Origin of the sequence: Pseudarthrobacter oxydans (assembly GCF_030812335.1) — a bacterium.
Lineage (GTDB): Bacteria > Actinomycetota > Actinomycetes > Actinomycetales > Micrococcaceae > Arthrobacter > Arthrobacter oxydans_B.
In genome coordinates, this window is record NZ_JAUSSN010000001.1 from 532,497 (window position 1) to 559,488 (window position 26,992).

The 26,992-nt window shown below is 66.6% G+C and carries 28 protein-coding genes, 1 tRNA gene and 2 pseudogenes; 16 read left to right on the forward strand and 15 right to left on the reverse strand.

The window, feature by feature from the left end; translation table 11 throughout:
* Position 1 precedes the first annotated feature (1 nt).
* Both J2W14_RS02535 and J2W14_RS02540 read right to left on the reverse strand, forming a co-directional pair.
* The gene (locus tag J2W14_RS02535) at positions 2–619 is read right to left on the reverse strand and encodes a DUF47 domain-containing protein (protein ID WP_307457895.1); all 618 of its coding nucleotides are present in this window, start codon (positions 617–619) and stop codon (positions 2–4) included.
* A gap of 99 nt (positions 620–718) precedes the next feature.
* Complete coding sequence (locus J2W14_RS02540) at positions 719–1,462, reverse strand: aquaporin (RefSeq protein ID WP_307457899.1); 744 nt, start codon at positions 1,460–1,462, stop codon at positions 719–721.
* A gap of 45 nt (positions 1,463–1,507) precedes the next feature.
* Here J2W14_RS02540 and J2W14_RS02545 point away from each other — a divergent pair, with 45 nt between their 5' ends.
* The 4 genes from J2W14_RS02545 to J2W14_RS02560 are packed head-to-tail and all read left to right on the forward strand — an operon-like array spanning position 1,508 to position 3,761.
* Complete coding sequence (locus tag J2W14_RS02545) at positions 1,508–2,182, forward strand: arsenate reductase/protein-tyrosine-phosphatase family protein (RefSeq protein ID WP_307457901.1); 675 nt, start codon at positions 1,508–1,510, stop codon at positions 2,180–2,182.
* Between the two features lie 54 nt (positions 2,183–2,236).
* On the forward strand, positions 2,237–2,656 hold the full coding sequence (locus J2W14_RS02550; RefSeq protein ID WP_307457905.1) for an arsenate reductase ArsC: 420 nt from the start codon (positions 2,237–2,239) through the stop codon (positions 2,654–2,656).
* Positions 2,653–3,342, forward strand: coding sequence for an arsenate reductase ArsC (locus J2W14_RS02555; protein ID WP_307457909.1), 690 nt, complete (start codon positions 2,653–2,655; stop codon positions 3,340–3,342). Before J2W14_RS02550 ends, J2W14_RS02555 begins: the two co-directional genes overlap by 4 nt.
* Positions 3,339–3,761, forward strand: coding sequence for an arsenate-mycothiol transferase ArsC (locus J2W14_RS02560; protein ID WP_307457913.1), 423 nt, complete (start codon positions 3,339–3,341; stop codon positions 3,759–3,761). The genes J2W14_RS02555 and J2W14_RS02560 overlap by 4 nt, the downstream gene beginning before the upstream one ends.
* A gap of 190 nt (positions 3,762–3,951) precedes the next feature.
* Here J2W14_RS02560 and J2W14_RS02565 read toward each other — a convergent pair whose 3' ends face one another.
* Positions 3,952–4,608, reverse strand: coding sequence for a hypothetical protein (locus tag J2W14_RS02565; RefSeq protein ID WP_307457915.1), 657 nt, complete (start codon positions 4,606–4,608; stop codon positions 3,952–3,954).
* Positions 4,609–4,821: 213 nt separating this feature from the next.
* Here J2W14_RS02565 and J2W14_RS02570 point away from each other — a divergent pair.
* Positions 4,822–4,894, forward strand: a tRNA-Lys gene (locus J2W14_RS02570).
* A gap of 175 nt (positions 4,895–5,069) precedes the next feature.
* On the opposite strand, the pseudogene J2W14_RS21190 reads toward J2W14_RS02570, so the two are convergent.
* Together J2W14_RS21190 and J2W14_RS02575 are read right to left on the reverse strand one after the other, a co-directional pair.
* Positions 5,070–6,209: pseudogene (locus J2W14_RS21190) on the reverse strand (tyrosine-type recombinase/integrase); the annotation flags it as partial.
* A gap of 2 nt (positions 6,210–6,211) precedes the next feature.
* Positions 6,212–6,844, reverse strand: a complete 633-nt coding sequence (locus tag J2W14_RS02575) for a hypothetical protein (protein WP_307457918.1) — start codon at positions 6,842–6,844, stop codon at positions 6,212–6,214.
* Between the two features lie 144 nt (positions 6,845–6,988).
* Between J2W14_RS02575 and J2W14_RS02580 the strand changes: the two genes are divergently transcribed.
* From J2W14_RS02580 to J2W14_RS02590, 3 genes are all read left to right on the forward strand, one after another.
* Positions 6,989–7,162: a helix-turn-helix domain-containing protein gene (locus J2W14_RS02580; RefSeq protein WP_307458281.1), complete on the forward strand. Its 174-nt coding sequence runs from the start codon at positions 6,989–6,991 to the stop codon at positions 7,160–7,162.
* The gene (locus J2W14_RS02585; RefSeq protein WP_307457921.1) at positions 7,159–7,434 is read left to right on the forward strand and encodes a hypothetical protein; all 276 of its coding nucleotides are present in this window, start codon (positions 7,159–7,161) and stop codon (positions 7,432–7,434) included. The genes J2W14_RS02580 and J2W14_RS02585 overlap by 4 nt, the downstream gene beginning before the upstream one ends.
* A gap of 1,254 nt (positions 7,435–8,688) precedes the next feature.
* The gene (locus J2W14_RS02590) at positions 8,689–8,922 is read left to right on the forward strand and encodes a hypothetical protein (RefSeq protein ID WP_307457923.1); all 234 of its coding nucleotides are present in this window, start codon (positions 8,689–8,691) and stop codon (positions 8,920–8,922) included.
* Here the strand turns inward: J2W14_RS02590 and J2W14_RS02595 are convergent.
* Positions 8,919–9,926 (reverse strand): HNH endonuclease, encoded by a 1,008-nt coding sequence (locus J2W14_RS02595; RefSeq protein ID WP_307457926.1) that lies wholly within the window; start codon positions 9,924–9,926, stop codon positions 8,919–8,921. The genes J2W14_RS02590 and J2W14_RS02595 overlap by 4 nt on opposite strands.
* Before the next feature lie 643 nt (positions 9,927–10,569).
* Here J2W14_RS02595 and J2W14_RS02600 point away from each other — a divergent pair.
* Positions 10,570–11,766, forward strand: coding sequence for a phage major capsid protein (locus J2W14_RS02600; protein WP_307457928.1), 1,197 nt, complete (start codon positions 10,570–10,572; stop codon positions 11,764–11,766).
* Between the two features lie 554 nt (positions 11,767–12,320).
* Positions 12,321–12,752, forward strand: a complete 432-nt coding sequence (locus J2W14_RS02605) for a hypothetical protein (RefSeq protein ID WP_307457930.1) — start codon at positions 12,321–12,323, stop codon at positions 12,750–12,752.
* Positions 12,753–12,871: 119 nt separating this feature from the next.
* On the opposite strand, the gene J2W14_RS02610 is transcribed toward J2W14_RS02605, so the two are convergent.
* On the reverse strand, positions 12,872–13,003 hold the full coding sequence (locus tag J2W14_RS02610) for a hypothetical protein (protein ID WP_307457933.1): 132 nt from the start codon (positions 13,001–13,003) through the stop codon (positions 12,872–12,874).
* 937 nt (positions 13,004–13,940) lie between these two features.
* Positions 13,941–15,353, reverse strand: coding sequence for an MFS transporter (locus J2W14_RS02615; protein WP_307457936.1), 1,413 nt, complete (start codon positions 15,351–15,353; stop codon positions 13,941–13,943).
* A 150-nt stretch (positions 15,354–15,503) separates the two neighbouring features.
* On the opposite strand from J2W14_RS02615, the gene J2W14_RS02620 reads away from it, so the two are divergent.
* The 5 genes and pseudogenes from J2W14_RS02620 (at position 15,504) to J2W14_RS02640 (ending at position 18,319) form a co-directional block, all read left to right on the forward strand.
* Complete coding sequence (locus tag J2W14_RS02620) at positions 15,504–16,028, forward strand: MarR family winged helix-turn-helix transcriptional regulator (RefSeq protein WP_307457940.1); 525 nt, start codon at positions 15,504–15,506, stop codon at positions 16,026–16,028.
* A 43-nt stretch (positions 16,029–16,071) separates the two neighbouring features.
* A complete protein-coding gene (locus tag J2W14_RS02625) occupies positions 16,072–16,323 on the forward strand; it encodes a hypothetical protein (RefSeq protein ID WP_307457943.1) in 252 nt (83 codons plus the stop codon).
* A gap of 86 nt (positions 16,324–16,409) precedes the next feature.
* Positions 16,410–16,565 (forward strand): annotated as a pseudogene (locus J2W14_RS02630) (serine/threonine-protein kinase); the annotation flags it as partial.
* Positions 16,566–16,693: 128 nt separating this feature from the next.
* Positions 16,694–17,098 (forward strand): protein kinase domain-containing protein, encoded by a 405-nt coding sequence (locus J2W14_RS02635; RefSeq protein WP_307458284.1) that lies wholly within the window; start codon positions 16,694–16,696, stop codon positions 17,096–17,098.
* A gap of 201 nt (positions 17,099–17,299) precedes the next feature.
* A complete protein-coding gene (locus J2W14_RS02640) occupies positions 17,300–18,319 on the forward strand; it encodes a PHP domain-containing protein (protein ID WP_307457946.1) in 1,020 nt (339 codons plus the stop codon).
* A gap of 194 nt (positions 18,320–18,513) precedes the next feature.
* On the opposite strand, the gene J2W14_RS02645 is transcribed toward J2W14_RS02640, so the two are convergent.
* Complete coding sequence (locus J2W14_RS02645) at positions 18,514–21,531, reverse strand: alpha-amylase family glycosyl hydrolase (RefSeq protein ID WP_307458286.1); 3,018 nt, start codon at positions 21,529–21,531, stop codon at positions 18,514–18,516.
* A gap of 270 nt (positions 21,532–21,801) precedes the next feature.
* Complete coding sequence (locus tag J2W14_RS02650; RefSeq protein WP_307457949.1) at positions 21,802–22,908, reverse strand: lactonase family protein; 1,107 nt, start codon at positions 22,906–22,908, stop codon at positions 21,802–21,804.
* Positions 22,909–22,989: 81 nt separating this feature from the next.
* Here J2W14_RS02650 and J2W14_RS02655 point away from each other — a divergent pair, with 81 nt between their 5' ends.
* Positions 22,990–23,814, forward strand: coding sequence for a putative protein N(5)-glutamine methyltransferase (locus tag J2W14_RS02655; RefSeq protein ID WP_307457951.1), 825 nt, complete (start codon positions 22,990–22,992; stop codon positions 23,812–23,814).
* On the opposite strand, the gene J2W14_RS02660 is transcribed toward J2W14_RS02655, so the two are convergent.
* The 5 genes from J2W14_RS02660 to J2W14_RS02680 form a co-directional block, all read right to left on the reverse strand.
* Positions 23,815–24,318 carry a YtxH domain-containing protein gene (locus J2W14_RS02660; protein ID WP_307457953.1) on the reverse strand — a complete coding sequence of 168 codons (504 nt, stop codon included), beginning with the start codon at positions 24,316–24,318 and terminating at the stop codon, positions 23,815–23,817.
* Positions 24,319–24,440: 122 nt separating this feature from the next.
* Complete coding sequence (locus J2W14_RS02665; protein ID WP_307457956.1) at positions 24,441–24,704, reverse strand: GlsB/YeaQ/YmgE family stress response membrane protein; 264 nt, start codon at positions 24,702–24,704, stop codon at positions 24,441–24,443.
* Positions 24,705–24,891: 187 nt separating this feature from the next.
* The gene (locus tag J2W14_RS02670; RefSeq protein ID WP_307457959.1) at positions 24,892–25,863 is read right to left on the reverse strand and encodes an aldo/keto reductase; all 972 of its coding nucleotides are present in this window, start codon (positions 25,861–25,863) and stop codon (positions 24,892–24,894) included.
* A gap of 18 nt (positions 25,864–25,881) precedes the next feature.
* Positions 25,882–26,091, reverse strand: a complete 210-nt coding sequence (locus J2W14_RS02675) for a dodecin (RefSeq protein WP_144672133.1) — start codon at positions 26,089–26,091, stop codon at positions 25,882–25,884.
* A gap of 96 nt (positions 26,092–26,187) precedes the next feature.
* Positions 26,188–26,931, reverse strand: coding sequence for an SGNH/GDSL hydrolase family protein (locus J2W14_RS02680; protein WP_307458290.1), 744 nt, complete (start codon positions 26,929–26,931; stop codon positions 26,188–26,190).
* Between the last annotated feature and the right edge of the window lie 61 nt (positions 26,932–26,992).

Below are 26,992 nucleotides of genomic sequence, written 5' to 3' on the forward strand. Positions count from 1 at the left end.
GTCAGGATTCCTTGACGATGATGCTGCCCACCTGTGTCGCGACCTTCCGCAGGTCCCTGGTGACGTCGACCAGCTGCTCGGCGATGTCCCGGGTGCGTGCGTACCGCGTCGACTTCATCTCGTTGAGCATGTCCGCCACCCAGACCCGGTGGGAGCGTTCAGCGCGCTTGGACAGGCGGAGGACTTCGATCCAGTAGTCCTCGAGATCGTCCAGGTTGTCCAGCCGCCGCATGGCGTCCACGGTGAGTTCGGCCTGCCTGCTGATGATTTCCAGCTGGTCCGCGGCGCGTTTGGGCAGCCGGTCCAGTTTGTAAAGCGACACCATGTCCGCGGCGGCGTCGAGTTTTTCCATCGCCTCGTTGAGGTACCGCGAGAGGGCATACATGTCCTCGCGGGGGAGCGGGTTCACAAACGAGGTCCGCATGTGGGTCAGCAGGGCGAAGTGCAGCTCCGCGGACTTGGCCTCATGGTTGTGCATGTCCTCCACCAGCCGGGCATTCTCACTGGCCGGGGCGCCGAGGATCTCCGACAGGGTGCCCGTGGCGAGCACAATCTGGCTTGCCAGCTGGGCGAGGAGATTCAGCCCGGCGGGCTCCTGGGGGAAAAGGCGCAGCTTCACGTGTGATTACCGGTCTTCGGGAGGGAGGTGCACGGGCGGTGGCGGCCGGGCATATGTGCTGAGGGTGACCCGCGCCTGAGGATTACTTTACCGCCAGCGTCACCTCGAACCGGCCCTTTCGGCACTGTGCGGCAGGACGACGTCGTCTGCGGCGCGGGCCGCTGAGGGGAACAGGATGAGGAGGAGGCCAAGGCCCACTGCCGCGCCAACCAGCTGGGCGAGGACGAATCCCGGAACGGAGGCCGGTGCGATGCCCGCGAAGGTGTCGCTGAACATGCGACCGACTGTCACGGCCGGGTTCGCGAACGACGTCGAGGACGTGAACCAGTACGCGGCCCCGATGTAGGCGCCCACCGCCGGTGCGGCGAGGGCACCACGCTTGGTGGCAGCAAGGGCGAAGATCAGCAGGACCAGCCCGGCGGTCGCGATAACTTCGCCCAGCAGGTGCCCCGTGGTTGCCCGCTCCTTGGTGGAGATGGACGTGCCCACCTCAAACATGGCGTTCGCGAGCACGCTGCCACTGACCGCGCCCACGGTCTGGGCGGCCGCATAGGCGCCCAGCTCCGGCAGCGTCAGGCCGGTGCCGCTGCGCCGGCCCAGGATCCAGTCTGCAATGGAGACCACGGGATTGAAATGCGCCCCGCTCACGGGCCCGAGTACCAGAATCAGGACCGTCAGGCCCAGCACGGTGGCGGTGCTGTTCTGCAGCAGCTGCAGGCCAACGTCATTGGGGGAGAGCTGCTGTGCGGCGATCCCGGAACCGACGACGATGGTCACGAGCAGGTTGGTGCCGAGCAGTTCGGCGATGGCGCGGCGCCACAGCGGCGGCTGGTTGGAAGTCATGGCTACAGCTTGACCGAAAGAATTAACTCAGTCAAAATTGAATCAATGAATATTGAGACAGCGCCGGGTTTTCGGGCGCGGGTGGCCAAGCACGCGGCGCTCGCCGATCCTGCGCGGCTGCGAATGGTTGATCTGCTGACACTGGGGGACTTCTCCCCGACGGAGCTGCAGGCGGAGCTGGGGATGCCGTCGAATCTGCTTTCCCACCATCTGCGCTCGCTGGAAGAGGCGGGACTGGTGATCCGGCACCGCTCCGAGGCGGACAGGCGGCGCAGCTATATCCGGCTTGCTGCCGGCGCCCTGGCGGGCCTGGTGCCGGGGGCCGAACACGGGGCCCGGCGGCTCCTGTTCGTTTGTACGCGGAATAGTGCACGGTCCCAGCTGGCCGCCGCGCTCTGGCGGCAGGTCAGCGAAATCCCCTCGACGTCGGCGGGAACGCATCCCGCGGACCGCATCGCCCCAGGTGCCATCGAGGTCGCCCGCCGCCACGGCGTGGACCTCCCAGACCTTCCCCCGCGCAGGCTGGATCGGGTGCCGGGGGAGGGGGACCTGGTGGTGACCGTCTGCGACAACGCGCATGAGGAAATGGGCGGACTGGGCGGCGTGCACTGGTCGGTGCGGGATCCGCTGCGCCTGGGTACCGAGGAAGCCTTTGAGGAGGCCTTCGAAGACATCGCCCACCGGATCCATGACCTCGCGCCCCGCGTGCTCGCTGCCTGACTGATCCCCAATGCCCGCCTTCACCCGTCACCCAACTGTTTCCAGGAGACCCGAATGACCGCCGAAACCGCCAAGAAGCCCTCCGTGCTGTTCGTCTGCGTCCACAACGCCGGCCGCTCCCAGATGGCCGCCGCGTTCCTCACCACCCTGTCCCAGGGCGCCATCGAGGTCCGCTCCGCCGGCTCCCAGCCCGCCGACAAGGTCAACCCGGCCGCCGTCGAGGCCATGGCCGAACTCGGCATCGACATGTCCGCCGAGATCCCCAAGGTCCTCACCACCGAGGCCGTCAAGGAATCCGACGTCGTTATCACCATGGGCTGCGGCGACACCTGCCCGATCTTCCCGGGCAAGCGCTACGAGGACTGGGAACTCGAGGACCCGGCCGGCCAGGGCGTCGAGTCGGTCCGCCCGATCCGCGACGACATCAAGACCCGCATCGAGGACCTGATCGCATCCCTTGGAGAGCTGCGATGACTGAACCACACGAAACCCGCTACGAATCCAGCCGCGGGCTGCAGGAGCCCACCGCACTGCTGCGCCGCATCAGCAACCGGCTGACCGCCAAGTTCGCTGGCATCTTTGCCGCCGAAACCGTCGAACGCTACGTCTTCGAGACGTACACGGCCATGGCCCGGACCGCGAAGGTCACCGCCCACCTTCCGGCCACCACCGAGCACTTTGCCAACGACCGCCTTACCGCGCTGGCGAAATCCAAGGGGGCTGTCGCCTCCGAGGTCCCCGAGGTGCTCTTTGTCTGCGTGCAGAACGCCGGCCGGTCCCAGATGGCAGCAGCCCTGCTCACCGTCGAAGCCAAAGGCAGGATCCGCGTCCGGTCCGCCGGCTCGCTGCCGGCAGCCCAACTGGACCCCGCCGTTGTCGCGGCGATGTCCGAAATGGGCCTGGACCTGACCAGGGATTACCCCAAGCCCCTCACCGACGATGTCGTGCGCGCCTCCGATGTGGTGATCACGATGGGATGCGGCGATTCCTGCCCGATCTACCCGGGCAAACGCTACGAGGACTGGGAGCTGGCAGACCCGGACGGCCTGCCCGTCGCGGCCGTGCGGATCATCCGCGACGAGATCCACGACCGGGTCAAAGCGCTCGCAGCCTCACTGCTCAACAACCCCCACCCGGACAAGGAAGAAGCTAACGCATGACCCAGACCACGAAAACGCCCAGCGTCCTGTTCGTCTGCAGCAAGAATGGCGGAAAATCCCAGCTCGCCGCCGGACTGATGAACCAGCTCGCTCACGGAACTGTCACGGTGCACTCCGCCGGGACCAAGCCCGGCAAGTCGCTGAACCCCCAGTCCGTGGATGCGCTGGCCGAACTCGGCATCGACATCACCGGCGAACACCCGAAACCCGTCACCGACGAAGTGCTGGACGCGGTCGACGTCGTGATCGTGCTGGGCAATGAGGCGAAGGTCCACGCCCCCGAGGGCAAGCGGCTTGAGGTCTGGGATACCGACGAGCCGTCCGAACGGGGCATTGAGGGCATGGAACGCATGCGGCTGGTCCGGGATGACATCGGGGCCCGGGTCCGGACGCTGCATGCGGAGCTCACCCGGAACTGACAGCTGGGCATGAAAATGGTGCCGAACCGGAGACGCCTCTCGGCGGTAGGCCGCTCTAGGCGGCTAGATGTTGAAGCCCGGGGGTTTCGCGGTTCGGCACCGCCTTTAGTTTTCTACGTGACCGGGGACAAGTCAACATTGACAGTCCGCGGGCGGCGTGCCTGCCGGGGTCCGGCGGCGCGCGGGGTCCTCAGTCCAGTTCGCCCAGGCGCCAGGCGTTGGCGGCGTGCTCGAGGTCCTCGGCGGTCTTGACCAGGAGGTGCGAATTGCGCGTGAGCTTGCTCGCGTGGCTCTCGTTGCTGTGCTCGGCGCCGTCGGCGAGGGTGGCCTGGCCCAGCGCCACCACGCGGCAGAACGCGGCGGAACGTTCCAGCGCGACGTCGAACTCGCCGTCGAACGCTCCGGACAGGATGGCGTCGGCCATCGACTTCATCTCGTCCGCCCCGGGCGGCTCGGCGGCGCCGGCCACCACGTGGGATACCTGCGCGGTGTCCTTGCCGGCCTTGAAGTAGACGGAGATCCGCTCCGGGTCCTGGATGGTGGCGGCGCGGATGGCGTACAGGCGCCAGAGGGCCCCCGGGAGCGAGCGTGCCGGGCTTTCGGCCCACATCTCGGCGATGGCTTCCAGGCCCTGTTCATCGGCGAGCTTCACGAGCCGTTTGGTCACGACGGGGTCGTCGCTGTCGCGTCCTCGGCGCACGAGGGCCTGGGCAGCGAGATGGGCGGCCTCGGAGATGCGGGCAGGATCGGCCCCGCCCGCGAAGGGCTCAAAGTCAATCGGGGCGAAGGGCTTCGGCTTGTGGTGCCGGTGCGGTCCTGGGGCGCTGGATCCTGCTTGCTCGCTCATGCCACCACGCTACTCCAGTGCTGTCGGGGAATCGAGCGTACGGACCGGCGGCGCCGGGCCTGTTCGGGGCGCTGGCCCCCCGCACGACGGCGGCGTCCGCGCCCGGTGCGCAAAACTCGCCCCGGTCTGGGGTACAGTATTAACGTCCAGAAATGGACTGGGCTGATCGGTCCTTGAACAGCGGATTTATCCGTTGTTTCGGGGCCTCGGCTGGGGCCTTTAGCTCAGTTGGTAGAGCATCGGACTTTTAATCCGTGGGTCGTGGGTTCGATCCCCACAGGGCCCACCCACGAGGGCCGGAATTCCGCGGAAACGCGGGGTTCCGGCCCTTTTCTGTTTCCCGGCAAGGAGCTCCGTGGAGACATTTTGGAGACATTGCCGGTGGCATTGAGGGCAGTCGTTCTGGCTGTTTCGAGGGCAGCGGAGACTTCGTCCAGCCGGTCCGGCCAAAGGTGTCCGTAGGTGTTGAGCGTCTCCGTGGCGTCCTTGTGTCCCAACATCTGCTGAACGACTTTGACGTCTGCGCCGGCCCCAATAGCGGCGCTTGCTGCAGTATGACGGAGCTTGTGCGGGGTCACGCCTAGGCCGTCGAGGTCGGCGTCTCGGGTGGCGAGGTTGAACACGCGGTTCCGCCAATTGTGGTCGTTCAGAGCTTCTCCGGTGGGCGTCTGGAATAGGTAGGCGTCGTGCGGTTGGCCGGCGGTGAGCTCCTGCAGCTCGGCGACGAGGAAGCGGGCAAGCGGAACGGCTCGTTTTTCGTGCGTTTTCGGCGTTCCCAGTACCTTTTTGCCGGACCTATCCAGCGTCCATGTTGCGTTGACGGCGGCCCTGGCCTTCACGAGATCAAGGGCTGAGACTTTGAGGGCGAGGGCCTCGTTGATGCGGAGCCCGGTGTAGGCGAGGAAACGGACGAGCGTGCCGTCCGTGGGCCGTCCTGTGATCCCCTGCGCGGCGTTGGCGAGGTCCTCTACCTGAGGGTGGCTGAGATAGACGTGTTCGGGGGCTATGACGCGGGGAAGCCGGGCCCGGGCCGCCGCGTTGTTCGGTATGCGGTCAGTGTCCACTGCCCACGCCAGAACGGCTGTGAGGACGGTGTGAACATGGCCGATGCTGGAAGGTTTCAGCGGGCCCCGCATTGATCGGGGCTCGTATTTGGGCGGCTTGCTGGCGCGGATCTTGCCGGCTGCCGGCGCGGTGCCGGCCGCTAGGGTGCTGATCCATGCAGCGACCTCCTGTTTGGTGATAGTGCCGATTCTCCGGGCTCCCCATTGGGGCAGGACATAGGCGTTCAGGCTCCGCTCGTAGTGGAGGTACGTGGCCGGCTTAATGTCCAGCCGGGTGTTGAGCCATTCCGCGGCGACGTCGGCAAGGAGGGTCTCGGCGTGCTCCGGTGGCCGGTAGGTGCCGGCTCTGAGGTCGTTGTCGAGTTTGGCTGCGTACTGCTGGGCGTCGGGTTTCCGCTGGAATCGCTTGGACCGTCGGCGGCGTCCTGTCTGCGTTTCCTCCCACCAGTACACACGCCATCGGCTGCCGATGCCGTTCTTGGCCGTGGGCTGTCGATTGGTGTCGAGCCATTCGTCCTGAATCCACGCGCGGGCCATCGCTATTGCTCACGGTTTTCAGGCGGGGGACAACCTCCGGTGGCGGGGCCTCCTGCGAGCATCTCAAGGACTTCACCCGACGCTAGGCGAAGCTCTGGCGGCGCGTCGCTAATCAGGCCGGCCTCCCGCGCCGCCGCCACCATGCGGGTGGACGTGGCGCGGGAAACGTCGAAATAGTCCTGCACTGCCTCTCTGGGTCCGACGCCTGCAAATCGCGCCAACTGGTAGATAGCAGCCGTGTATAGCGTCCGGACCTTCTTGTCCTGGATGAACTCGCGGTCGATTTCGTAGGGTTTGGCGTTGGGTTTCCAGGTTATGAGGACGCTTGGGGGAATGCAGTAGTAAAGCGTTTCCAGCGCGGGCCGGAGCATCTCCGTAATCGGGACCGCCCGCAGCGCGTCGTAATCGACAGGGTTGTCTCGCTCGCTAATCGTGACCGCTGAGCAGGCGAAACCCGCTGGCGTTGCTTTCGCCGTCAATGCGACGTCGTACCCTCTCCAGCCTTGGACGAAGATTCGGACGGAAGCGGGTGCGTAGACCTCCCCGGCGCGGCACAGCTTGTCAGAGTCCCACTCTGTCCACCATCGGCTCACGGGTTCGTCAGTCCACCAAGCGGGGACCTGTTGTGTGTTCATGCGTCTAATAATTGCAGGCTGAGCACCATATAGACAATAGCGGTCCACCTGTGATTCACTGAGATAGATGAGCCACTAATAGACAAATGAGGCTCAAGACCGAGAGGGCGGGGCATGAACGGGACAGAAGCACCAAGAGCGGCGATGCTGACGCCGCGGGACCTAGCGGACCGCTGGCGGGTTCCACAGCGCACGCTGGGGCAGTGGCGCTATCAAGGCAGCGGGCCGGCATACATCAAGATCGGCGGAGCGGTTCGCTATCGAGCGGCCGACGTCGAAGCCTACGAAAACGAGCACGTGGTCGGGGTCTCGGCATGAGCAACGGCGCAGAAACGAAATCGGCCGGCTTAATGGGCGATTCTGACCAGCACACCACGCCAGCGACCACTGCGCGGCGACTCACGTTCACGCCGATTTCCGGGCACCCTGGCGGGCGCTATGCGCGGCCGGCATCAATTCCCGCCGGGCAGCCCGTCCGGGCCGTGGAGGTGCGGCCTGGTATGTGGCTGCTCGTGACCTCCGTGGACGGTATCGACGACTACGAGACAGAGGTCGGGCCGCAGGATGCGGTGTTCCCGGCCGGCAACTGACCTTAGGCCCAGAGAACGACGAGAGGGGAGGTGAAGCGGTGAGTTTCGGGCTCGTTGATGAGGTCTTCGAGCACGCTCCGGCTGACCTTACGGCTGCGGAGCGGTTGCTGCTGGTCTGTATCGCCAGAGCTGCGCAAGATGAGGACCGCTCGCTGAATGGCCGGCGGGTTCCGGCGCGTACCTGCTTTCCTGGACGCGAAAAGCTCAAGCAGTGGACCGGGCTGAACGATCGCGGGCTAAGCGATGCGCTGCTGCGGTTGAGTAAGCGCGGGCTCGAGGTTCGCATTCCTGTGTCGGTGGACAAGTCGGACCGGCCGGTGTTCGCTGCGCGTGGTCACGCCACGGAGTTCCTGCTTCCTGTCCTGAAAGGTCACGCCACAGCGGGCCCTTCTGAGGCTAAAGGCCTCGCCACAGCGGGCCCTACTGCGTCTAAAGCTCACGCTACAGCGTCAGAAAGCCCACGCCACAGCGTCGGAAAGGTCGCGCCACAGCGGGCCCCTAAAGATAAAGAACCAAAATTAACCCTCCCCCCTTCCCCCCAAAGTCCGGAGCCGCTAGCTCCGGCGTCGGTCGGCACGGCGGCGGGAGGGGACGGGAAATTGTTCGATGAACTGACAAAAGAGCTTTTAGGCCGGTTCGCCGGAACGGCCCCAGACGATGCGCGGGAGATAGTCCGGCGGTGCCTGGAAGATGTGGAGACCAAGTTTCCGGCGTCGAGACTGCGGCTGCCGGCGTACGTCGCCAGTCTCCATTCCGCGGTCAAGGCGGAACGGGCAGCGGCGCGGCGCACGGCCCTCGCGGCCGGGGCCAAATGTGAGGACCACCCGGAGTCGGTCGCCGCTCACTGTCCCGGATGCATGGCAGACGTCAAGTGCGGTCAACGGGACCGGCAGCACATTGGCCGGAAGCAGCCGGAGTGCGTGGAGTGCTATGAGCCCATTGTCGGGCAACCGGATGGCGCGAAGTTCTGCAAACAGCATGCCCTGGAAAATAGGGAAGCCGCGGCGTGAACAACGACGACGCGGACCGGCGGCAGGATCTCGGGTTGTCCCTGCTGCCGGCAGAACCGGAACCGCAGCCGCACGGATGCGCCAATGGGTGGCTGCCAGACCTGGACGGGTGTGCAGTTCCATGCCGCCGCTGTAAGCCGCACCTTCGCCGGGAAGTACAACCGAACGGCCAGACCTCCTGGCGGGCAACCCGCAACACCCATCCGACGGCAATGCCGATTTCTTCTCAACGAAAGGTACAGAAATGAGCAAGCAGACCAACGAACAGACGAACCGCCTTGAGGCCCTGGCAGTTGTGCGGCTTATGGCCGAGAACCGCCGAGACGACGCTTCGCTGATGCTTGCGGAATCGGAGGACCCGGTCGGCATTGCCCGTGCCGCCTGTGGGCTTGCGGTTGCGGCGTTCTATGCCCTCGGGCCGGAACGGGCCAACCGGATGTTTGATCAACTGGCCCAGGCCGCCCTGGCGGAAGGCTAGGCGGGGCCCGACTGCTTGGACTCCCAATCAGTCCAGACTTTCGCCAGGGCGTCCTGGTGCGGCAGCCGGGACAGGTGGGACAGGTCGGCGCGGATGATCGCAAGGTCGTCCAGTGCCGGCCCGTCGGCTTTGGCATGGATTTTCAGGTCGGGGTCCACGCACCAGTAGCCGCCGTCGAAGGCCAGGTGGTGATTTGCGCAAAGCGGGAGCCCGTTGCGGGCATCATCACTGCCACCGTTCTTTTTGGATACTAGGTGGGCGGCCTGGACGAGGCCGTTCACGTTGACGCCGCAAACCGCGCATCCGGTTCCGTACCGTTTGTGGACATCGAAAGCGAAACGGACCTGGTTGGGTCGGTTCTTTCGCCGGCTGTAGGTTCCGGGTGTTTCTTCGTCGGTGAGTTGGAACGCTGCCTCGATTTCTTCTTTCGTCGGTGGCGGCGGCAGTTCTCCATCAGTGAAGGTGACGAGCAGGACCTTCTGCGCGTCGTCCATATCCTCGATGTAGCCCCGGTGAACAATACGGGTGTTTTGGGGCGATCCGGTCGTGATGAAAAATACTGGCAGGCCCAGTCCGAAAGCGGCCTTTGCGGCGTTGACTTCGCCCTCGTCCGTTCGCCCACTGCGGTTGGTTTTCGGGTAGTGGTACACGGCCCCGTCGGCGCTCACTTCGTCGTCGTAGTGCTTGCCCGTATTCAGGAACGAGACGGCAACACCGTCAGGCGTGGCTGGTGTCCTGGTCATTTTTGGGACACAGAATCCTGGCTGCCCCTCGAAAATTCCCAAGGTATTCAGCAACCCGCGCTGAACGTTGGCGGGCCCACCGTTGTCCAATAGTGCCTGCCACATCTGTTCCCGGCGCTCAAGTTCCTCTTGCCGGCTGTATCCGTCCAAGGTCAACGCACGGGCTTCGGCCCGGCCTGCCTCTGTTAGCGTCCACATGCCGAACGTGTCCTGCATGAGCCCCTGCGTGACCATACGATTCCTCACCAGGTTGGCATTCATTTGCCACCTTGGCGCGTTTCCCTCCGTTGGGAAAGGTTCCTGGTCGTAAGAGGTCCAGGTGTACAAGTGGCTAAGCCGCTTTTTCGCCTCGGTCCCGTCAAGGGATCCGGATTCAGTGGAGGCAAGGAGTGTGAGGATGCGTTGCCGTAGGACGGCGGACGGCGTGGATTTCGGGGCCATGACCTAATCATGCCGGCCGGGTGTGACATTCTCGCTCAAACAGGAATTGCCCCGCCCCTACGTGTCGGGTCGGCAACCACGATGCGCCTTCCCGGCAAGCCACTTGTTAATCGGCAGCCACCCACGTTAATCTGGCGTCAGCGCAAGCGACCAGCGCCGGCTGGTCAAGGACGAGGGGTTTAGCGGCTCAAGTCTGAGGGCCTTCCCGGCAGGTGGGTTTGCAGCGTGAGGGATACGGCCAACGGTCAAGTGGAGCAATCCGCGTCAATCCGCCCGTCTATCAGGTCCCGCCGTGGAATAGGTGCCCACCAGCGGCACCGGTGAACGGCCAACGGCACGGCGCGCTGCGTCAGGCCGGAGGAGCCCTTGAGCCGGTCCCGTCCGTAGGAGCCCGCCCGGTAGTCACCTTTACCCACCTTCGTACGCCTTCATTCGGCGTACCTTCCTACCCTGGAGGGGCACCATGACCACCCGACGAATTGAGATGTGGCGCGGCATCGCGTCCGCAGCTGCGCAGGACGCACGCACCATTACCGAGAAAGCGATTAACGCCGGCCGGGACCTCACGGCAGACGAAAAGGACGCCTTCGACAAACTAATGACCAAAGCCCGCGACGGCCTGGACGAGCTCAAGCGCGCAAAATCCGACGTGGACATTCTGGCGCAGGCCCGGGCCCTGGCCGACGAAATCGGCGGGCCCGCCGAAGCGGCCGGCCACGGCGCGGCCGGCGCTCGAAAGTCCGCGCGGGCAAGCTGGGCGAAAGCTGCCGCCGATCGCATGGCGCGGTCCATGACCGCGGAAATTGACGGGCAGAAATCGCTCATCACCGGCAGCATCGGGGTTCCGTCGCCGATCGAAACCGACGTTGTGACAATGTCAGAAGCACCACGCTCACTCCTGGAACTCATCCCGGCCAAGGGGCTCGGCGGCGGGTTCGGCACCGGCAACTCCTTCTCGTTCCTACGGCAGACAACGCGTACCAACAACGCCGCCCCGGTGGCGGACGGGGCGCTCAAACCCACTTCGGTCTATACCCTGGCTGAAATCGAGGACCGGGTCCGGGTCCTTGCCCACCTGTCGGAGCCGGTGCCGGAACGTTACTTCTCGGACCACGGCAACCTGGAGGACTTCCTCCGGAACGAGATGGAATCCGGGCTGTTCCTGGCGCTTGAAAATCAGGTGGTCCACGGCGACGGCACCGGGGAAAACCTCACCGGCCTCCTGAACACTTCGGGCATCATCACCCAGGGGTTCGTCATGGACGCGCTGACCTCCATCCGTAAAGCCATGACAAGCCTTGAGCTCTACGGCATCACGCCGACCGCGCTCGTCCTGAACCCGGTCGACGCCGAGGCGCTGGACCTCCTGCGGGACTCCGGGGCCACCGGGAAGTACCTGCTGGGCGATCCTGCGGGCGACGGCGTGGAGAAGCTGTGGAAGGTCCCGCGGGTCCGTTCCAACGCCGTAGCGGCCGGCACAGCCATTCTGGGCGACTGGCAGCAGGCGCAGGTCATCGTCCGTGAGGACGCGACACTGGCGCTGGACCGTTCGGGAACGAACTTCACTAAGAACCTTGTGACGATGCGCCTGGAGGGCCGCTTCGGCTTTGCAGTCAAACGTCCCAACGCGTTCGCGGAAATCTCGCTGGCGGCCGCGTAACCACAACGACGGCGTCAACCTCACCCGCCGCATTCTTGTCCTTTCCGGCGTGCGGGATGGATGGGAGACGAGCCCCGCGGCAAACGGGGCGGTGAACCTTCCAGCGCCAACATAACGAGGGCCGGGGTCGCTGCGACTCCGGCCCTCATCCTTGCGTGGATGCGGCACGGCTGTCCCAGCATCACCTAGCATCGGGAGCATGACGATCAGGGCAGACGATGACGGCAACCTCTACACAATGAACGATTGCTACAGCTGCGACAACGAGGGGCCGCACTACTCGACCTTCGTCGTAAACGGGAGCCCGGCTTTTCAGTGTGCGCGGTGCATGGGCCCGGTCAGCGACACTTCGCAGCCCCCGGCCACCTGGCTTCCCGGACGTCCGGGATAGGGGCGTCCCAATCCCTGCAGCTGGCACAGGAAACGCGAGTTGCCGGCAGTGATCTGTCTCCCCCCGGCAGAGGGCCCGGGGGTCGCGCGCGCGTACGCGCGCGTGGCTGTGCCGTCTACGTTCTATTTACGGCTTTGGACCTGCCCCCGCATATGGTGTTTTCATGCTGACATCTTCGCATTGGGCCGTAGGGCTTGCGTTCGCCGGGTCGGTCATGATTTTGACCGGCATGGTTCAAGGGTTTTACTCGGTGCGCGCTGAGCTGACCGATGGGCAGCGGCGGCGCGAACTGCGGCAGACGGTGATGGAGGTCTGGAGAAAGGACCCGCGGTCCACGATGGACTTTAGCGGGACGGTTGAAGAGAAGCGGCGCGCGACCGAGTTGTACAACGCGGCCTGGGCTGACTACCGGAGAATCGGCGATGCCGGGGGTGCCAAACTTGCCACTTTTGGGGACGTCTCGAGGGATCCTCTCGGGGAAGAAAGCCAGTTGGCGCAGCTCCGCCAACAAATCAAGGCGCTGAAGAACGACCTGATTTGGATTGGAACCGGGACAATTCTTACCGCCGCGGCGGGACTTGTGACCATGATGTAGCTCCGCCCGTGCGTCGGTGCCCATTGCGGCTGGTGGGCACGGCACGAAATCCCAGGGCGCGGCGACGCAACTGCCCTCCCCGGTGCGGGCATCAGGGAGGGCCCGTCGCTACGTGGCCGCTATTTAGTGTGGATCCACCAGGCCAATACGAGGCCGGCAACGTCGACTGTCGCCTGAACAATCAGGCAGACGTTAGCGATCGTCTGGTTGCGGGCCGGGACAGGCGGGTGGTTCGGTTCGTGCGTGGTCATGGCGACCCCTTCTTTGGGTTGCCGACCACCTGCTGGCATCCAGACTTTTCGATTGTCGGGACGTGTCCTTGACACGCCGCTGGACATTTGAATTGCCACGGATACCCGTAAACGGGTATGTTTTGGGTGTTAGAACATTCCCTTAGATTCCTTTCGGTTCCTTGCATGCGGTGCAGGTGTCGGACTTGGGTTTGACGGACAAATGACCTCGCCGGATTCTGAATTGGCCTTCGGAACCACTACGGCGGGGTCGATTTGTATCGTCAGAAGTCGGCTTGATCCGGCTTCATAAAATCAGCGTAGCCGCAAGAAGTGTGATTCTCCCATCCCCGGGTTACATCCGTGTGGTTCGGCCTAGGCAAAATCCCGGCACGCTAGAGGGAAACCCCCGCAATCCACAGGCTGTGGACAAGAGCCCCGCTCGACAAGATCGTCGCTAAATCGTTCCAGATGGTGACAAGTTGGCGGTTTAGCGGGCCAATGTCGTGTCCGCCTTCCTGGCGAGGGGTCCTCCGTGGGTACATTTTGGAGACATCCGTCCAAGAACTGGCAAGATGTGGCCGGAATTTTGCGGGCGAGTGATGTGCACTTTGAGCCTGAAATCCCGCGGATTATTGGGTATCGAGACGTGGCCGGATCGGGGCAGCTATTGGCGGATTTTATCCGTGGGTCGTGGGTTCGATCCCCACAGGGCCCACCCGCGGAGCAGGCCAGAGGCATTTTGCCTCTGGCCTGCTTCTTTTTTTGCGCCCTTGTGGGCCCCGGCAACCCCTAGCTAACGCTGGTGCTGACGACGAGACCGCCAAGGTGCCGGTATTTGTGCAGCCGTCTGGGCAGCACTTCGGTCGCGGGAGCGGCCTCCGGCGCCAAGGGTGCGCAGAACGGCTGAATCCGGCACGGTGCTGATCGCTGCTATGGTCGCGGCGGTCGCACAGGCTCAGCCTGGGGACGAGGAGGCGGTGTTCGCCGTCTCCGCCGCCGCTGCTGCCGTCCCGGCATACGTCGCCGAGACCCGGCGGTACACGGGCGTCAGGAAGGCCAGCAGCGCGGCCGCGATCATGATGATCCCGGCGATCAGGAACACCAGGGCGATGCCGCGGGAGGTCCCCTCGCCCAGCAGCGGGGCCAGTTGGGCGGCGCCCTCGGCCGACCGCGCGTACGGGATGATCCAGATCTGGGCGATCGGCGCGACGAGGAACGCGGTGATCGGCGCTGCCGCGGACTCGAATGCCATGGCGAACCCGAACACCCGGCCCTGCCGCTGCAGAGGCACCACCAGCTGGATGATCGTCTGCTCGGCGGCCTCCACGAAGGGCACCAGGACCAGGTACAGCCAGATGCCGGCGATGTACAGCCATCCCCACTCCCGCAATGTGAACACGGCGCCGAGGACCCCCATTAGGATCACCGCCAGGAGCATGGTGCGCAGCGGGTTGGACCCGAGTCCGAACTTGCCGATCAGCGCGCCGCCCACGATGAACCCGGTGGCGCCGAGCGCGAAGTAGGTTCCCCACAGCTCCACGGGGAACATCTCCAGGCCGTAGGGGTCCATCAGCGCCATGTATACGCCGCCGATGAAGTTGTTGAACGTGGAGAAGAGGATCAGCGCGAACAGTCCGGAAATGGCCATGACGGCGGCGAGGGAGCCGCGCAGGTCGAAGCCGCCGTGCGCGTCCGTGGCGGCCGCGCGCACCTCCTCGGGCATGCGCAGCGTGAGCAGGTGCGCGAATGCCAGCGCCGTGAGCGCGATGGCGACGGCGATCGTCCAGCCCATGCCCAGCAGCCCGACCGACAGCCCGGAGAGCACCGAGGTGACGATGAACATCAGTCCCTGCACCATGCCCACCAGCCCGTTGGCGTTCGCCCGCCGGTCCGGTTCGATAAGGATGGTGACAGTGGTGGAGAGAGCGATGTTGCGCATGTTTTCCACCACCGCGCCGACCAGGATGATCAGGGTGAAGACCCAGAACCACGGCTGCGTCAGGTCCAGCAGTGCCGCAGGGGGTGTCAGCAGGAACATGACTCCGGACAGCACGAACATCACCAGGGTGAAGCCGGCGGCGAAGCGCATCACCGCCAGCTTGCGGTAGCGGTCCACGAAGGTGCCGAAGCTGATGCTGGAAACGGCGATCAGCAGCATGTACGCGCCCCCGATAACCCCTGTGGCGATCACATTGCGCGTCTGCAGGTACACCCAGAACGTCAGGGCGAACCACAGGTAGCTGGTCGTGATGTTGGCCAGGGCGGTGTTCACCAGGATCCCGGCGAAGGTGCGGAACCGCTGCGCCGGACTCCGCAGGGACGTGTCGATGGAATCGGCCCTGGGCAGGGCCGGGTCCTGCTCGGTCATGCGTCCCAGTTTACTGAGAACTGACCGGAGCGGACATGGGGTCGCGGCATGCAAAGGCCGCAAAACGGATCCGGTTCGCGGGTTTATTCGCCGCCCGACCAGACGGAGAACACACGATGGACTAGTTATCAGTTCAGCTAGGATTGCCGGATGAACGCGCACAGCCCCTCCGGTTCCGGGTACTGGTACGGACCCGACGACAGGCTCGACCCGCCGGGCGCCGTCCTGCAGGCGCTGCGCGAATACCGCAACGCGGAGGTCGCCCGGCGGCGCTCCACGCGGGATTCCATGGGGATGGGCGAGACGGACCTGCTGGCGCTGAGGTACCTGCTCCGCGCCCAGGCCAGCGGCGAGCGGGTGGGGCCGAAGGACCTCAGCCGCATCCTGGGCATCACTAGTGCCTCCACCACCTCCCTGATCGACCGCCTCGTCGGCAGCGGGCACGTCCGGCGCGAGCCCCACCCCACGGACCGGCGCTCGCTGGTGATCGTTCCGACGGCGGCCACGGATGCGGAGGTGCGGGCCACGCTGGGGGACATGCACCGCCGGATGATGGCCGTCGCGGAGGAGCTGAGCGCCGAGGAGGCGCGGACCGTGGTCAGTTTCCTGCGGCGGATGAGTGAAGCCGTCGCGGAGCCCCCCGCACCACACCGTGGGCTAGCGTCTAAAAACTAGCTAGTCTGCCTAGTTATATGTATGCTTACTAACCATGTCTGATATGTGTTTTCCCGGCGGCGCCGTGACTGAACTGGCCCCCGCCTCCGTGCCACCCCTGCAGTCCCTGGCCGCGCCGGTCCACTGCGGGATGCCGATGGAGTGGAAGACGCCTGCGTCGGCCAGTATGTCCGTGTACTCCTTCGCGCCGGCCGATGCGGCGGCCGAGCTGCCGCCGCTCTGGCGCTGCGGCTGCGGCTTCCAGCTGGACGGAATCATCCGCCCGTCCGGGATCCTGTCCGGGCTCAGCCGGTGACCCCGCCCTCCGCGGTGGCCCTCGCGGAACGGCCCGCCGGCACACTATCTTCAGTTCCGGAAGCCGGCCTCGGGGCCAGGGTGTTGATGCTCCCCGGCGCCCCCGCGAGGCGTTTCCTTGTCCAGGAACTGCTGGGCCGGGGCGCCACCGCCACCGTTTTCCGCGCCACGGACCTGTCAGACGGTCGGCCGGTCGCCGTCAAGGTTGCCGAGGGTCCGGAACCGCGGCAGGCGAAACGGATCCATGCCGAGGCGCGCATCCTGGCCTCGCTCGATCATCCCGCGATCGTCACCTTCATTGCCGAGGGCGTCGTCCCGGCGCGCTGTCCGGGCTTGCACACGTCCATGCGCGCGGGCTGGTCCACCGCGACATTAAACCCGCGAATATCCTGCTCAGTGAACTGCGGCGCTCCGCGGTCCGGCTCGCCGACTTCGGCATTTCCACTCCTGCCGGAGCCAGGCTGGACCCGGGCGATTCCTCCGGCAACGTGCACTACATGAGCCCCGAGCAGGCCGCCGGCCGGCATCCCGGGGCGCCCGGCGACGTCTATTCCCTCGGGCTGGTGCTGCTGGAGTGCCTCACCGGGGCCAAGGCGTTCCCGGGCACCCTGACGGAATCCCTGGTGGCGCGCACGCTCCGCACCCCCGGCATTCCCGCGGGCCTCGGTGCGGCCTGGGTGTCGCTGCTGACCGCCATGACCGCTATGGACCCCGCGGCGCGGCCCAAGGCGGCCGCAGCCGGAAAACTCGCCGCGAAGCTGCCCCGCACACACTGAGGGGGCCGGACAGCTTAGCTGGCCGGGGTCCCCGCACCGCTGAACCCGACCACCGCCCGGTTGCGCCGTTCCGCCTTGGCCTCATACAGAGGGCCCAGGCCGGGGCAAGACTCTCAGAACGCCGCCCCGCCGCGCACAGCGGCGTGGCATCGGGCCGCCGCCGGGCTCCCCGCACGGGCGCCCGGGGTGCAAGATGGTGCCATGGATGCCGCAGACGCCCTCAACGAGATTGCCTTCTGGCTCGAACGCGAGCTCGCCCCGACCTTCAAGATCCAGGCGTTCCGCAAGGCCGCCGGAATCATTGCCGGCCTGGGGCCGGAGGAACTGGCGGCCCGGGCCGGGGACGGCCGGCTCAGGAGGACCAAGGGGATCGGCGACCGCACGTATCAGGTCATCAGGGAGGCGCTCGACGGCGGCGTCCCGGAGTACCTTGACGGACTGCGAAACCGGGGAGCCCGGCCGCTGGTGCCGGGAGGGCATGAGCTGCTCGCCTCGCTGCGCGGCGACCTGCACAGCCACAGCGACTGGTCCGATGGCGGATCCCCGATCCAGGCCATGGTCGACGCCGCGAGGCTGCTGGGCCGCGAGTACCTCGCACTGACCGACCACTCGCCCAACCTCAAGATCGCCAACGGGCTGAGCGCCGAACGGCTGGCCGAGCAGCTCGGCGTCGTCGCGGAGATCAATGACCGCACCGACGGGGGGTTCCGCCTCCTGCGGGGCATTGAGGCCGACATCCTTGAGGACGGCAGCCTGGACCAGACCCCCGAGATGCTGGACCGGCTGGATATCGTGGTCGCGAGCGTGCACTCGAAGCTTCGGGCGGACAAACGCACCATGACTCGGCGGATGCTCGGCGCCATCGCGGACCCGCACATGAACGTGCTGGGCCACTGCACAGGCCGGCTCATCCAGGGCGGCCGCGGAACACGTCCGGCGTCGGAGTTCGACGCCCGCGAGGTCTTCGCCGCCTGCGCGGAGCACAACGTCGCCGTCGAAATCAACGCCCGTCCCGAACGCCAGGACCCGCCGGGCGCCCTCATCGAGGTCGCCCTCGACGCCGGCTGCCTGTTCAGCATCGACAGCGACGCCCACGCCCCGGGACAGCTCGATTTCCTGCAGTACGGCGCCGAGCGCGCGGAACGCAACGGCGTGCCGGCGGAGCGGATCATCACCAGCTGGCCCCTGGAGCGCCTGCTGGAGTGGGCGGCGAGGCGCTGACCTACCCGGGGGGACATGCCCTCCGTGTGCGGGGAAGGATGGACATAGTGCCCCTATGTCCACTGTTCGGTGCGGGGACTGGGCATGTCCCGCGGCCCGTCCGGATGCGCGGACCCAGTCCACCCCTGGTCGCGAGCCTTAACCGCAAAAGGCCGGGACGCACCGAGGGTGCGTCCCGGCCTTGGAGGCCGCGATTAGTCGGCGCGGATGATGTGGCTGGTGTGGTCGTAGCGGAAGGTGATCTGCCCGCCGTCGTGCGTGATGTTGACGTTCCCGCCGCCCGGCGCGCCTCCTGCCCCGTAGTTCTCCGTCCACGAGCGGTTGAGGGCCGCCTTGAACCCGTAGCTGCCGGCCGGCAGGGTCGTGGTCAGCTTCCAGACCAGGTCCGTGGGATCCAGCGTCAGCTGCGCCTGGTCACAGTCCGGCATCCAGTCACCCGTGCAGCCGAGTTCCGAGTTCATTTCGCCCGCTGCCGCCACAGCCCCCGGCTGCTGGGAGGCGTAGCCGGCGCTGAGCAGGTGCGTGCTGTTGTCATAGCGGAAGGTGACCGGGCCGCCGGGGTGGTTCAGCGTGATGTTGTTGCCGTTCAGCGCTCCGCCGGCACCGTAGTTCTCGGCCCACGATCCGTTGAGGGCGGCTTTGAACTCGTAGCTGCCGGCGGGCAGGTCCGCGGTCAGCCGCCAGATCCTGTCTGCCGGATCCAGGGTCATGAACGCGCTCTCACAGTCGGGCAGCCAGTCACCCGGGCAGCCCATTTCCGAGTTCAGGCTGCCGGCGACGGTGACCGAAGCCGGCTGCGGAAGCTCCCCGGACACGACCGTGCGGGTCTCGCTGACCACCTCGTCTGCGCCCGGGACGCTCATCAGTGCCCGGTAGCGGAGCTGGGTGCCGTCCGGCACGGCCAGTGCGCCCAGATCGTCGACGACGGTGTAGGCGGGGGAGGTGCTGTCCTCACCGATGTTCGACCATTCGCCGCCGCTGATGCTGCGCTCGAAGCGGACGACGTAGTCTGCCTTTTCCGGGCTGGCGACCGCACTGACCTCCACCTTGCCCTGGACACTGCTGCCCTCCTTGGGGGACACCAGGCTCAGGACCGGGGCGGGGACGGCACCCGTGCGGGGCTGGCTCACGGAAGTGTGTCCGCCGTTGTCGAGCACCACCGCCCGGTACTCCAGGGCGGTTCCGGCGTTCAGTCCGGCGACGTCGTGGAAGACCTGGTACGGGGCGGTGTCATCGGTGCCGATGGGCGCCCAGGCGCCGCCGGCTGTGCGTGCCTGGAATGTCACCTCGTAGAACGAACTGCCGCCGACGTCGGCTCCAATCCGCAGGCGGCCGTTGTCCCCGGCGGCCGGTGCCGGATCCTGGAGGGCGACGGCGGGGGCTGCCTTGGAGCGCGGGATGCGGCCGGAGGATTCGTATACGACGGCGGAGAGCGGCGGCACCGTCACGGTGAGCTTGCCGTCCGCGTCGGTCCTGGATTCCGCTGCGGCATCCCCGTAGATCCGGCTGTACGTCCGCTTGCCGACATAGGTCGGCACGGCGGCTGTCTGGGGCTGTCCGCTGTTGTTGACCGACACCACGTACTCGCGCTGGTCCCGGGCATCGATCCTGGAGAAGGCGTAAATGCCGGACTCCTCGGAGGCATAGCGGTTCTGGTGGGCGCCGTTCCGCAGCGCCGGGTGCTCCGCCGTCAGCGCGGCGAGGGCGCTGATGCCGGCATACAGGGGGTGAGCCGGGTCGAAGTTGTCCGCCGCGTGGGTGGCGTCGGTGCCGAGTAGGTCGTCGTCGAGATAGTCCGCAACCCGGCTCGCGAAGAGCGTCTGGCGCGCATCCTGGTCCCCGCCCGGGCCGGTGAATCCCTGTTCGTCGCCGTAGTAGATGACGGGATTGCCGCGGGAGAAGTACATCAGCTCATGGGCGAGCCGGTCGCGGGCGACGCGTTCGGCGTCGTCCGCCTGGGGGTTGTCCGCGGTGACGAAGCTGCCGATCCGGCCCATGTCGTGGTTCCCGAGGAAGGTGGGCAGCTGGTAGACGTTGGAGTCCGCGTCGGTGTACCAGTCGTCCCCGGCGAAGAAGGTCTCCAGGCCTTCCGCGGCCTGGCCCCGTGAGGCGAAGTTGCGGGCGGCGTCCTGGAACGGGAAATCCAGCACGGCCTGCATCTTGTTGCGGGTCGTGAACTGCGAGGTGAAGCTCTTGGACGTGTCGAAGACCTCGCCGAACATAAAGAACTCGTCCTTGCCGTGGGCCCTGGCGTAGTCAAGGACTTCCGGGCCGAACTTCTGCCAGAACTCGTCGTTGACGTGCTTCATGGTGTCGATCCGGAAGCCGTCCACACCGAAGTCCCGGATCCAGTCCTTGTAGATCTTGCTCATACCGTCGACCACAGTCGGGTGCTCGGTGAACAGGTCATCGAGACCGAAGAAGTCCCCGTAGAAGGAGTTCTCGCCTTCAAAGGTGGTGTCGCCGCGGTTGTGATAGAGCGTCGGGTCGTTGAGCCATTCCGGGACCTTGAGTGTCTCTTCCCCGGGTGCCAGCACCGGCTCGTAAGGGAAGGACGTCGCCGCGTTCAGGGCCGGGAAGTCGTCCGTGCCGGCGTAGTCGCGGTCGTCGAAGGGGGTCCCGGCGGCGGTCAGGTAGGGGGCGGCGTCCTTGGAGACGTAGGCGGCGCGGTCTTTGGCCTCGCCGTCATCCTTGTAGCCGATGACGTCCGCGGTGTGGTTGGTGATGATGTCGAAGTAGACCTTCATGCCGCGGGAGTGGGCCTCGTCGATGAGCGCTTTCAGCTCCCCGTTCGTGCCCAGGTGCGGATCGATCTGGGTGAAGTCGGTGATCCAGTAGCCGTGGTAGCCGGCTGACTTGTCCTCCGGCTGGACCGCCTTGTTCTTGAAACTCGGGGTCAGCCAGATGGACGTGGTTCCGAGGCCCTGGATGTAGTCGATCTTCTCCCGCAGGCCTTTGAGGTCCCCGCCGTTGTAGAAGCCCTTGCTGGTCGGGTCGAAGCCGGAGACCATCGGGTCCGGGCCGAGGCCGCCGTCGTCGTTGGCGGTGCTGCCGTTGTTGAAGCGGTCCGCCATCACGAAATAGAAGCGCTCGTCCGTCACCGGACCGCGGAGCGAGTGGACGCCCGAAGCGCCGTCAGGGTCCGGCGCTGCCTGGGCTGCCGGAATCGGGGCGACGACGGCGGCTGCCGCGGTCACGAGCGCCGCCGTCATGGCGGCCCCGCTGCGGAGGAGGACGGTATGCCACTCCCGGTGGCTGGGCGCAGGCGTTGCGCCCGTGCTGGTACTGCGGATGAACACGATGGAGACCTTCCGGTAAGCGACGTTGCCTCTGCGAAGGGCGATGCGGAGAGAGACTCCTGAGAGCCAAGTCACAACTGTAAACGCTTGCACGGGAGTTATTCCAGCGAATGGTCAGAATATTTTCGGGTCTGAACCCCGGGACATGGCCTCCGCGTGCCGGGAGGAGTGGACAGAGTGCCCTTATGTCCACTGTCCGCTGCGGGGACTGGGCATGTCCCGCGCGGGGACCAGCGCGGTGGGCGACGCCAGGTCCACCCGGCCCACGGCTTCGCCGGGGAGCCCGGTCTCCGTATCCAGCCGGTACGTCACCACATCCCCGGAGCGTTCGTGCGCCACGTGCAGCCAGCCGTTGCGGACCAGATGATGCCGCGGCCAGTCGCCGCCGCTGGGAATGTCGGCCACGGGCCGGACTATGCCGCCGCCCGCGTCCACCGCCAGCACGCCGATCCGGTTGGAGCCGCGCACCCCGACGTAGGCGTGCCTCCCGTCGGCGGCGAGGGCAATCTCGGCGGCGGAGTCACCGGCAAGGGCACCCGCCGCGGTCGCCGGGACCACGCCGGCCAGGCTGAACGTGCCGGACCCGGCGGACCGCTGCACCACGGCAACCTCAACCGAATACTCCGTCACCACGAACACGCTGCCGCCGGGATGCTGGACCAGGTGCCGGGGGCCGCTGTCCCGGGGGAGGGTCACTTCGTGGTCCAGCCGCAGCCCCTGGCCGGGTACGTAGTTCCAGACCCGCAGGAGGTCGTGCCCGAGGTCGGTGGTCATCACCCGGCCGTCGTCGAGCATCAGGCTGGCGTGGGCGCGGCTGGGCCGCCCGGCCGGCGTCGAGGCGGCCGCCGCGAACCGAGCCGAGATGCCGCCGTCGCCATCCAGCTCGAACAGCAGGACCTGGCCGTCGCCCCAGCAGGCCACCACGAGGAAGCGGCCCTGCGGGTCGACGGCGACATGGCAGGCCGCGTCGCCGGCGGGCCAGTGAGGGCCGGCGGGTTCGAGGCCGAAGTCGCCGGACCGGCGGTACGCCGTAACGGTCCGGGCCGCCTCGCCCACGGCATAAACCACGTCAAGGATGGGGTGTACGGCGAGGAACGACGGCGAGTGCGCCGCCGCGGCGACCCCCAGCCAGCGCAGCGTTCCGTCAGCGCCGGCCCACAGCGCCCCGATTCCGGTCCCGCGGCCGCCGCCGTCCGCGGTGTAGCAGCCGGTCCAGAGCAGCTCATGCGCGGGGACGGCGCCCGGCGGGACGTGAAGGGAGGAAGCGTCGGCGGTTAGTGGCGTGGCCATGGTGCCATCCTGCCACTTCGGTAGCATGGGAGTCCGGCACCATCAGCGGACGGGGGGCGCATGAGAGGTTGTCCTGTGCCCATGCCCGCGCCCCGGCCCTCGGTCATCACGCGGCTGCGGGCGGCCGGCTGCGTCTTCGCCGAGGACGAAGCCCGGCTGCTGGGCGCCGCCGCCGCGACACCGGACGAGCTTGATGCCCTCGTGGAGCGGCGGGTTTCCGGACTGCCGCTTGAGCACATCCTGGGCTGGGTGGAGTTCTGCGGGCTTCGGATCGAAGTGGACGCGGGGGTCTTTGTGCCCCGCCGCCGCACCGGGTTCCTGGTCCAGCAGGCCGCGCGGCTCCTGGCCGGCACCGGCCGTCCGCGGCCGGCGCCCGTCGTCGTCGACTTGTGCTGCGGCTCGGGGGCGGTTGGTGCCGCGCTGGCCGCGCTGTCCGGCCCGCTGGAGCTCCACGCCGCGGACATCGATCCCGCCGCGGTGCGCTGCGCGGTCCGCAACATCGTTCCGCTCGCCGGTGCCGTGCACGAAGGGGACCTCTACGAGCCTCTCCCGGCGCGGCTGCGCGGGCGCGTCGACGTCCTGGCGGTCAACGCCCCGTGCGTTCCCTCCGCGGAAATCGGCACTCTGCCGCAGGAAGCCCGCCTGCACGAGCCGCGGGTTTCCCTCGACGGCGGCACAGACGGGCTGCAGGTCCAGCAGCGGGTGGCCGCCGCGGCGCTTGAATGGCTGGCGCCGGGCGGCCACCTGCTGGTCGAGACGAGCCGGCGGCAGGCGTCGCGGACGGTCGAGCTCTTCATCCGCAACGGACTCACTGCACGGGTGTCCAGCTCCGGAGCGCTGGACGCCACGGTGGTGATTGGAACCGCCGTTGTTGGTGCAACCGCCGTGCCCGCGGACCCGGCCTAGTTAGGAGAGCTTGTCGGGATCGACGTTGGTCGCGGCTCCGGCCGGGGTGGCGCCGCCTTCGTCGGACCAGTCCTGCCCGTGCTGGTCGTTCAGCGCCGGGTCGGACTCGACGTCGGCGGCCGCTGAAGCGGCAGAAGGGGCGGACGCGGACGAGGTCCCCAGGTTCACGGTCTCCGGATGCGTGCTGTGCGCGGGGAAGCCGCCGACTGCGGCGTCGCCGTCCGGCTTCCCGCCGCCCGGTGTCCCCGTGGGGGTCTGGTCACGGCGGACGGCTGAACCGATGACTGTCCCGGCGCGCCGGGCAGCCTCGCCGAGCTGTTCAGAGACCTCGGGGGCTTTTTCCTTCACTGCTGCAGTCGCCGCGGTCACCTTTTCCTGGACCGGCTCGCTTTCCCAAAGGGCCGCCGCGCGGGCCTTGAGCTTTTCGTAGGCTTCCCGCCCGGACCGTGATCCAAGAATGTAGCCTGCGGCGATTCCGGCTCCAAAAAGAACTTTGCCTTTCATGCTGTACTCCTGCTCCTCGGTGCTGCTCAAAAAATCTGGTGGTCTATTAAATCGTGGTGAGGCCGTGTGCCAAAAAACCGGCCCCGGGAAAAATCCCGGGACCGGCTTCGGTCGCGTCAGCTTTAGCGGGCTGAGCGCTTGGTGATCATGCCGTAAACGAGCAGGACAATGATCGCACCGCCGATGGCCAGGAGCCAGGTCGACAGCGAGAAGAACTCGTTGATGCCAGTGCCGAACAGCAGTCCGCCAATCCAGCCGCCCAGGATGGCGCCGACGACGCCGAGGAGCAAGGTGATGAAAATGCCACCGCCCTGCTTGCCCGGGAGGATAGCCTTAGCGATTGCTCCGGCGATAAGGCCCAGAATCAGAAATGCAAAAAAACCCATTTTTGTTGTTCCTTCTTCTTTCATTGAGGAGACACCCGGGTTGCCGAGTGCGCTTCATCCTTCTGCCCTAATACTAATCATGCTTAGCATAAAAGAGCCACTCGGGGACCGGATACTTTGGGCGGTCCGACTCATAGTGGGCCTCCCGGACGAGTCGGGGCAGGTGGAATGCGCGCCCGGCGGACAATCACCACGCGTAATCCTCCGGTGCGGTCCGGTACCCCGGGAAGATGCCGTCCAGCCGCTGGAGCGCTCCAGCGTCGAGGACCAGGTCCAGGGCGCGGAGGGCCGACTCCAGCTGTTCCCGGGTGCGGGGGCCCACAATCGGTGCGGTCACGGCGGCCTGGTGCAGCAGCCAGGCAAGCGCGATATCCCCCGGTTCACGGGCCAGCTCGCCGGCGAAATCCTCGAACTCGCGGATCTGTTCGCGGTGTTTCTCGAGGGTCGCGAGGGACCGGCCCTCGGTGCGGCGCGCGCCGTCGTGCCCTTTCTTCAGCACCCCACCCAGCAGTCCACCCTGCAGGGGTGACCAGGGGATCAGCCCCAGCCCGTAGTGCTGGGCGGCCGGAATGACCTCCAGTTCCGCGTTGCGGGTCAGCAGGTTGTAGATGGACTGCTCGCTGACAAGTCCGTAGCTGTGCCGGCGTGCGGCAGCCTCCTGCGCCTGGGCGATATGCCAGCCGGCGAAGTTGCTGCTGCCCGAGTACAGGATCTTGCCCTGCTGGACCGCGACGTCGATCGCCTGCCAGATTTCATCCCACGGAGTCAGCCGGTCCACGTGGTGGAACTGGTAGAGGTCAATGTAGTCCGTCTGCAGCCTTTTCAGGCTCGCGTCCAGGGCACGGCGGATGCTCAGTGCCGAGAGCCTGGACTCGTTGGGCCGGTCCGTCATGGTGCCGTAGAGCTTGGTGGCCAGCACTGTCCGCTCCCGGCGCTCGCCGCCCGTGGCGAACCAGCGGCCCAGGATTTCCTCGGTGCGGCCCCGGTGGCCGGCGCCACCGTAGACGTTCGCGGTGTCGAAGAAATTGATGCCCGACTCCAGCGCCGAGTCCATGATGGAGCGGGCATCGGCTTCCTCGGTCTGCGGTCCGAAGTTCATGGTTCCAAGGCAGAGCCGGGAGACTTTCAGACCGGAGCGGCCGAGCTGCGTGTACTGCACGCGGTGGTCCTTTGCGGCTTAGCGCTCCAGCCGGAACCCGAGCTTGATGGTGACCTGCCAGTCGGCGATCGCGCCGTTTTCGAGGTGTCCGCGGATTTCCTTGACTTCAAACCAGTCGAGGTTGCGCAGGGTCTTGGCCGCCTCGGCGATGCCGTTGCGGACGGCGGCGTCAACGCCTTCGTTCGACGTTCCGACAATTTCAGAAATGCTGTAAGTGTGATTAGACAACTTCGCTCCTCGTGATCGCCATCGATACCCGGCGGTGGGCCGTTCCTGCAGATTAGCCGACAGATCGCAGCGGGACTAGGGGCCGGAGGCCATGCCTCAGGATCCGGACACCGGCCCCGGCTCGGGACGCTTGGGCGCCATCGGCGGGCCGTCGGCGCGCTTCCGGACCCGCTTGACCATCCAGGGAAGCAGGTAGTTGGTGAACCAGACGAGGTCTCCGGCCTTGCTTTCGCGCCAGCTTCCGGCCGGCATGGGCTTGGGCTCCAGCGGGCTCAGGCTGTGCGGGACGCTCAGGGATTCCAGCACCATCGCCGCAATGGTGTGGTGCCCCATCGGCGAGAAGTGCAGGCGGTCCGGGTCCCACATCCGCGGGTCCGAGAGCTGCCGCAGGGCCCAGAGATCAGCGATCACCCCGTGATGGCGCATGGCGATGGTCCGGATGTTCTCGTTGTAGACGGCGACCCTCCCGCGGTTGTGTCCCAGCAGCGGCGTGTCGCGCCAGTCGGGGCCGGTGAACAGCACGATGGTGGCGCCGGTCGCACTGAGCCTGCCCACCGCGGCGTCGAGGGTGGCAGCGAGCCGGTCGGGATCGCTGCGGCGGAAGACAATGTCGTTGCCGCCGGCGGACAGCGTGACCAGGTCCGGCTGCAGCGCAATCGCGGGCCCGAGCTGCCGGTCCAGGATCTCGCGCAGGAGCAGTCCGCTGACGGCGAGGTTCGCGTACCGAAAATCCGGCCTTCCCTCGCTGAGTTCCTCGGCGATCCGGTCCGCCCAGCCCCTCATGCCGCCAGGGCTCAGGGGTTCCGGGTCCCCGATGCCCGAGGTGAAGGAATCTCCCATCGCGACATAGCGGCTCCACAGCCCCGCATTCCAGGACCCGGTGGAAGGGCCCACGTTCCGG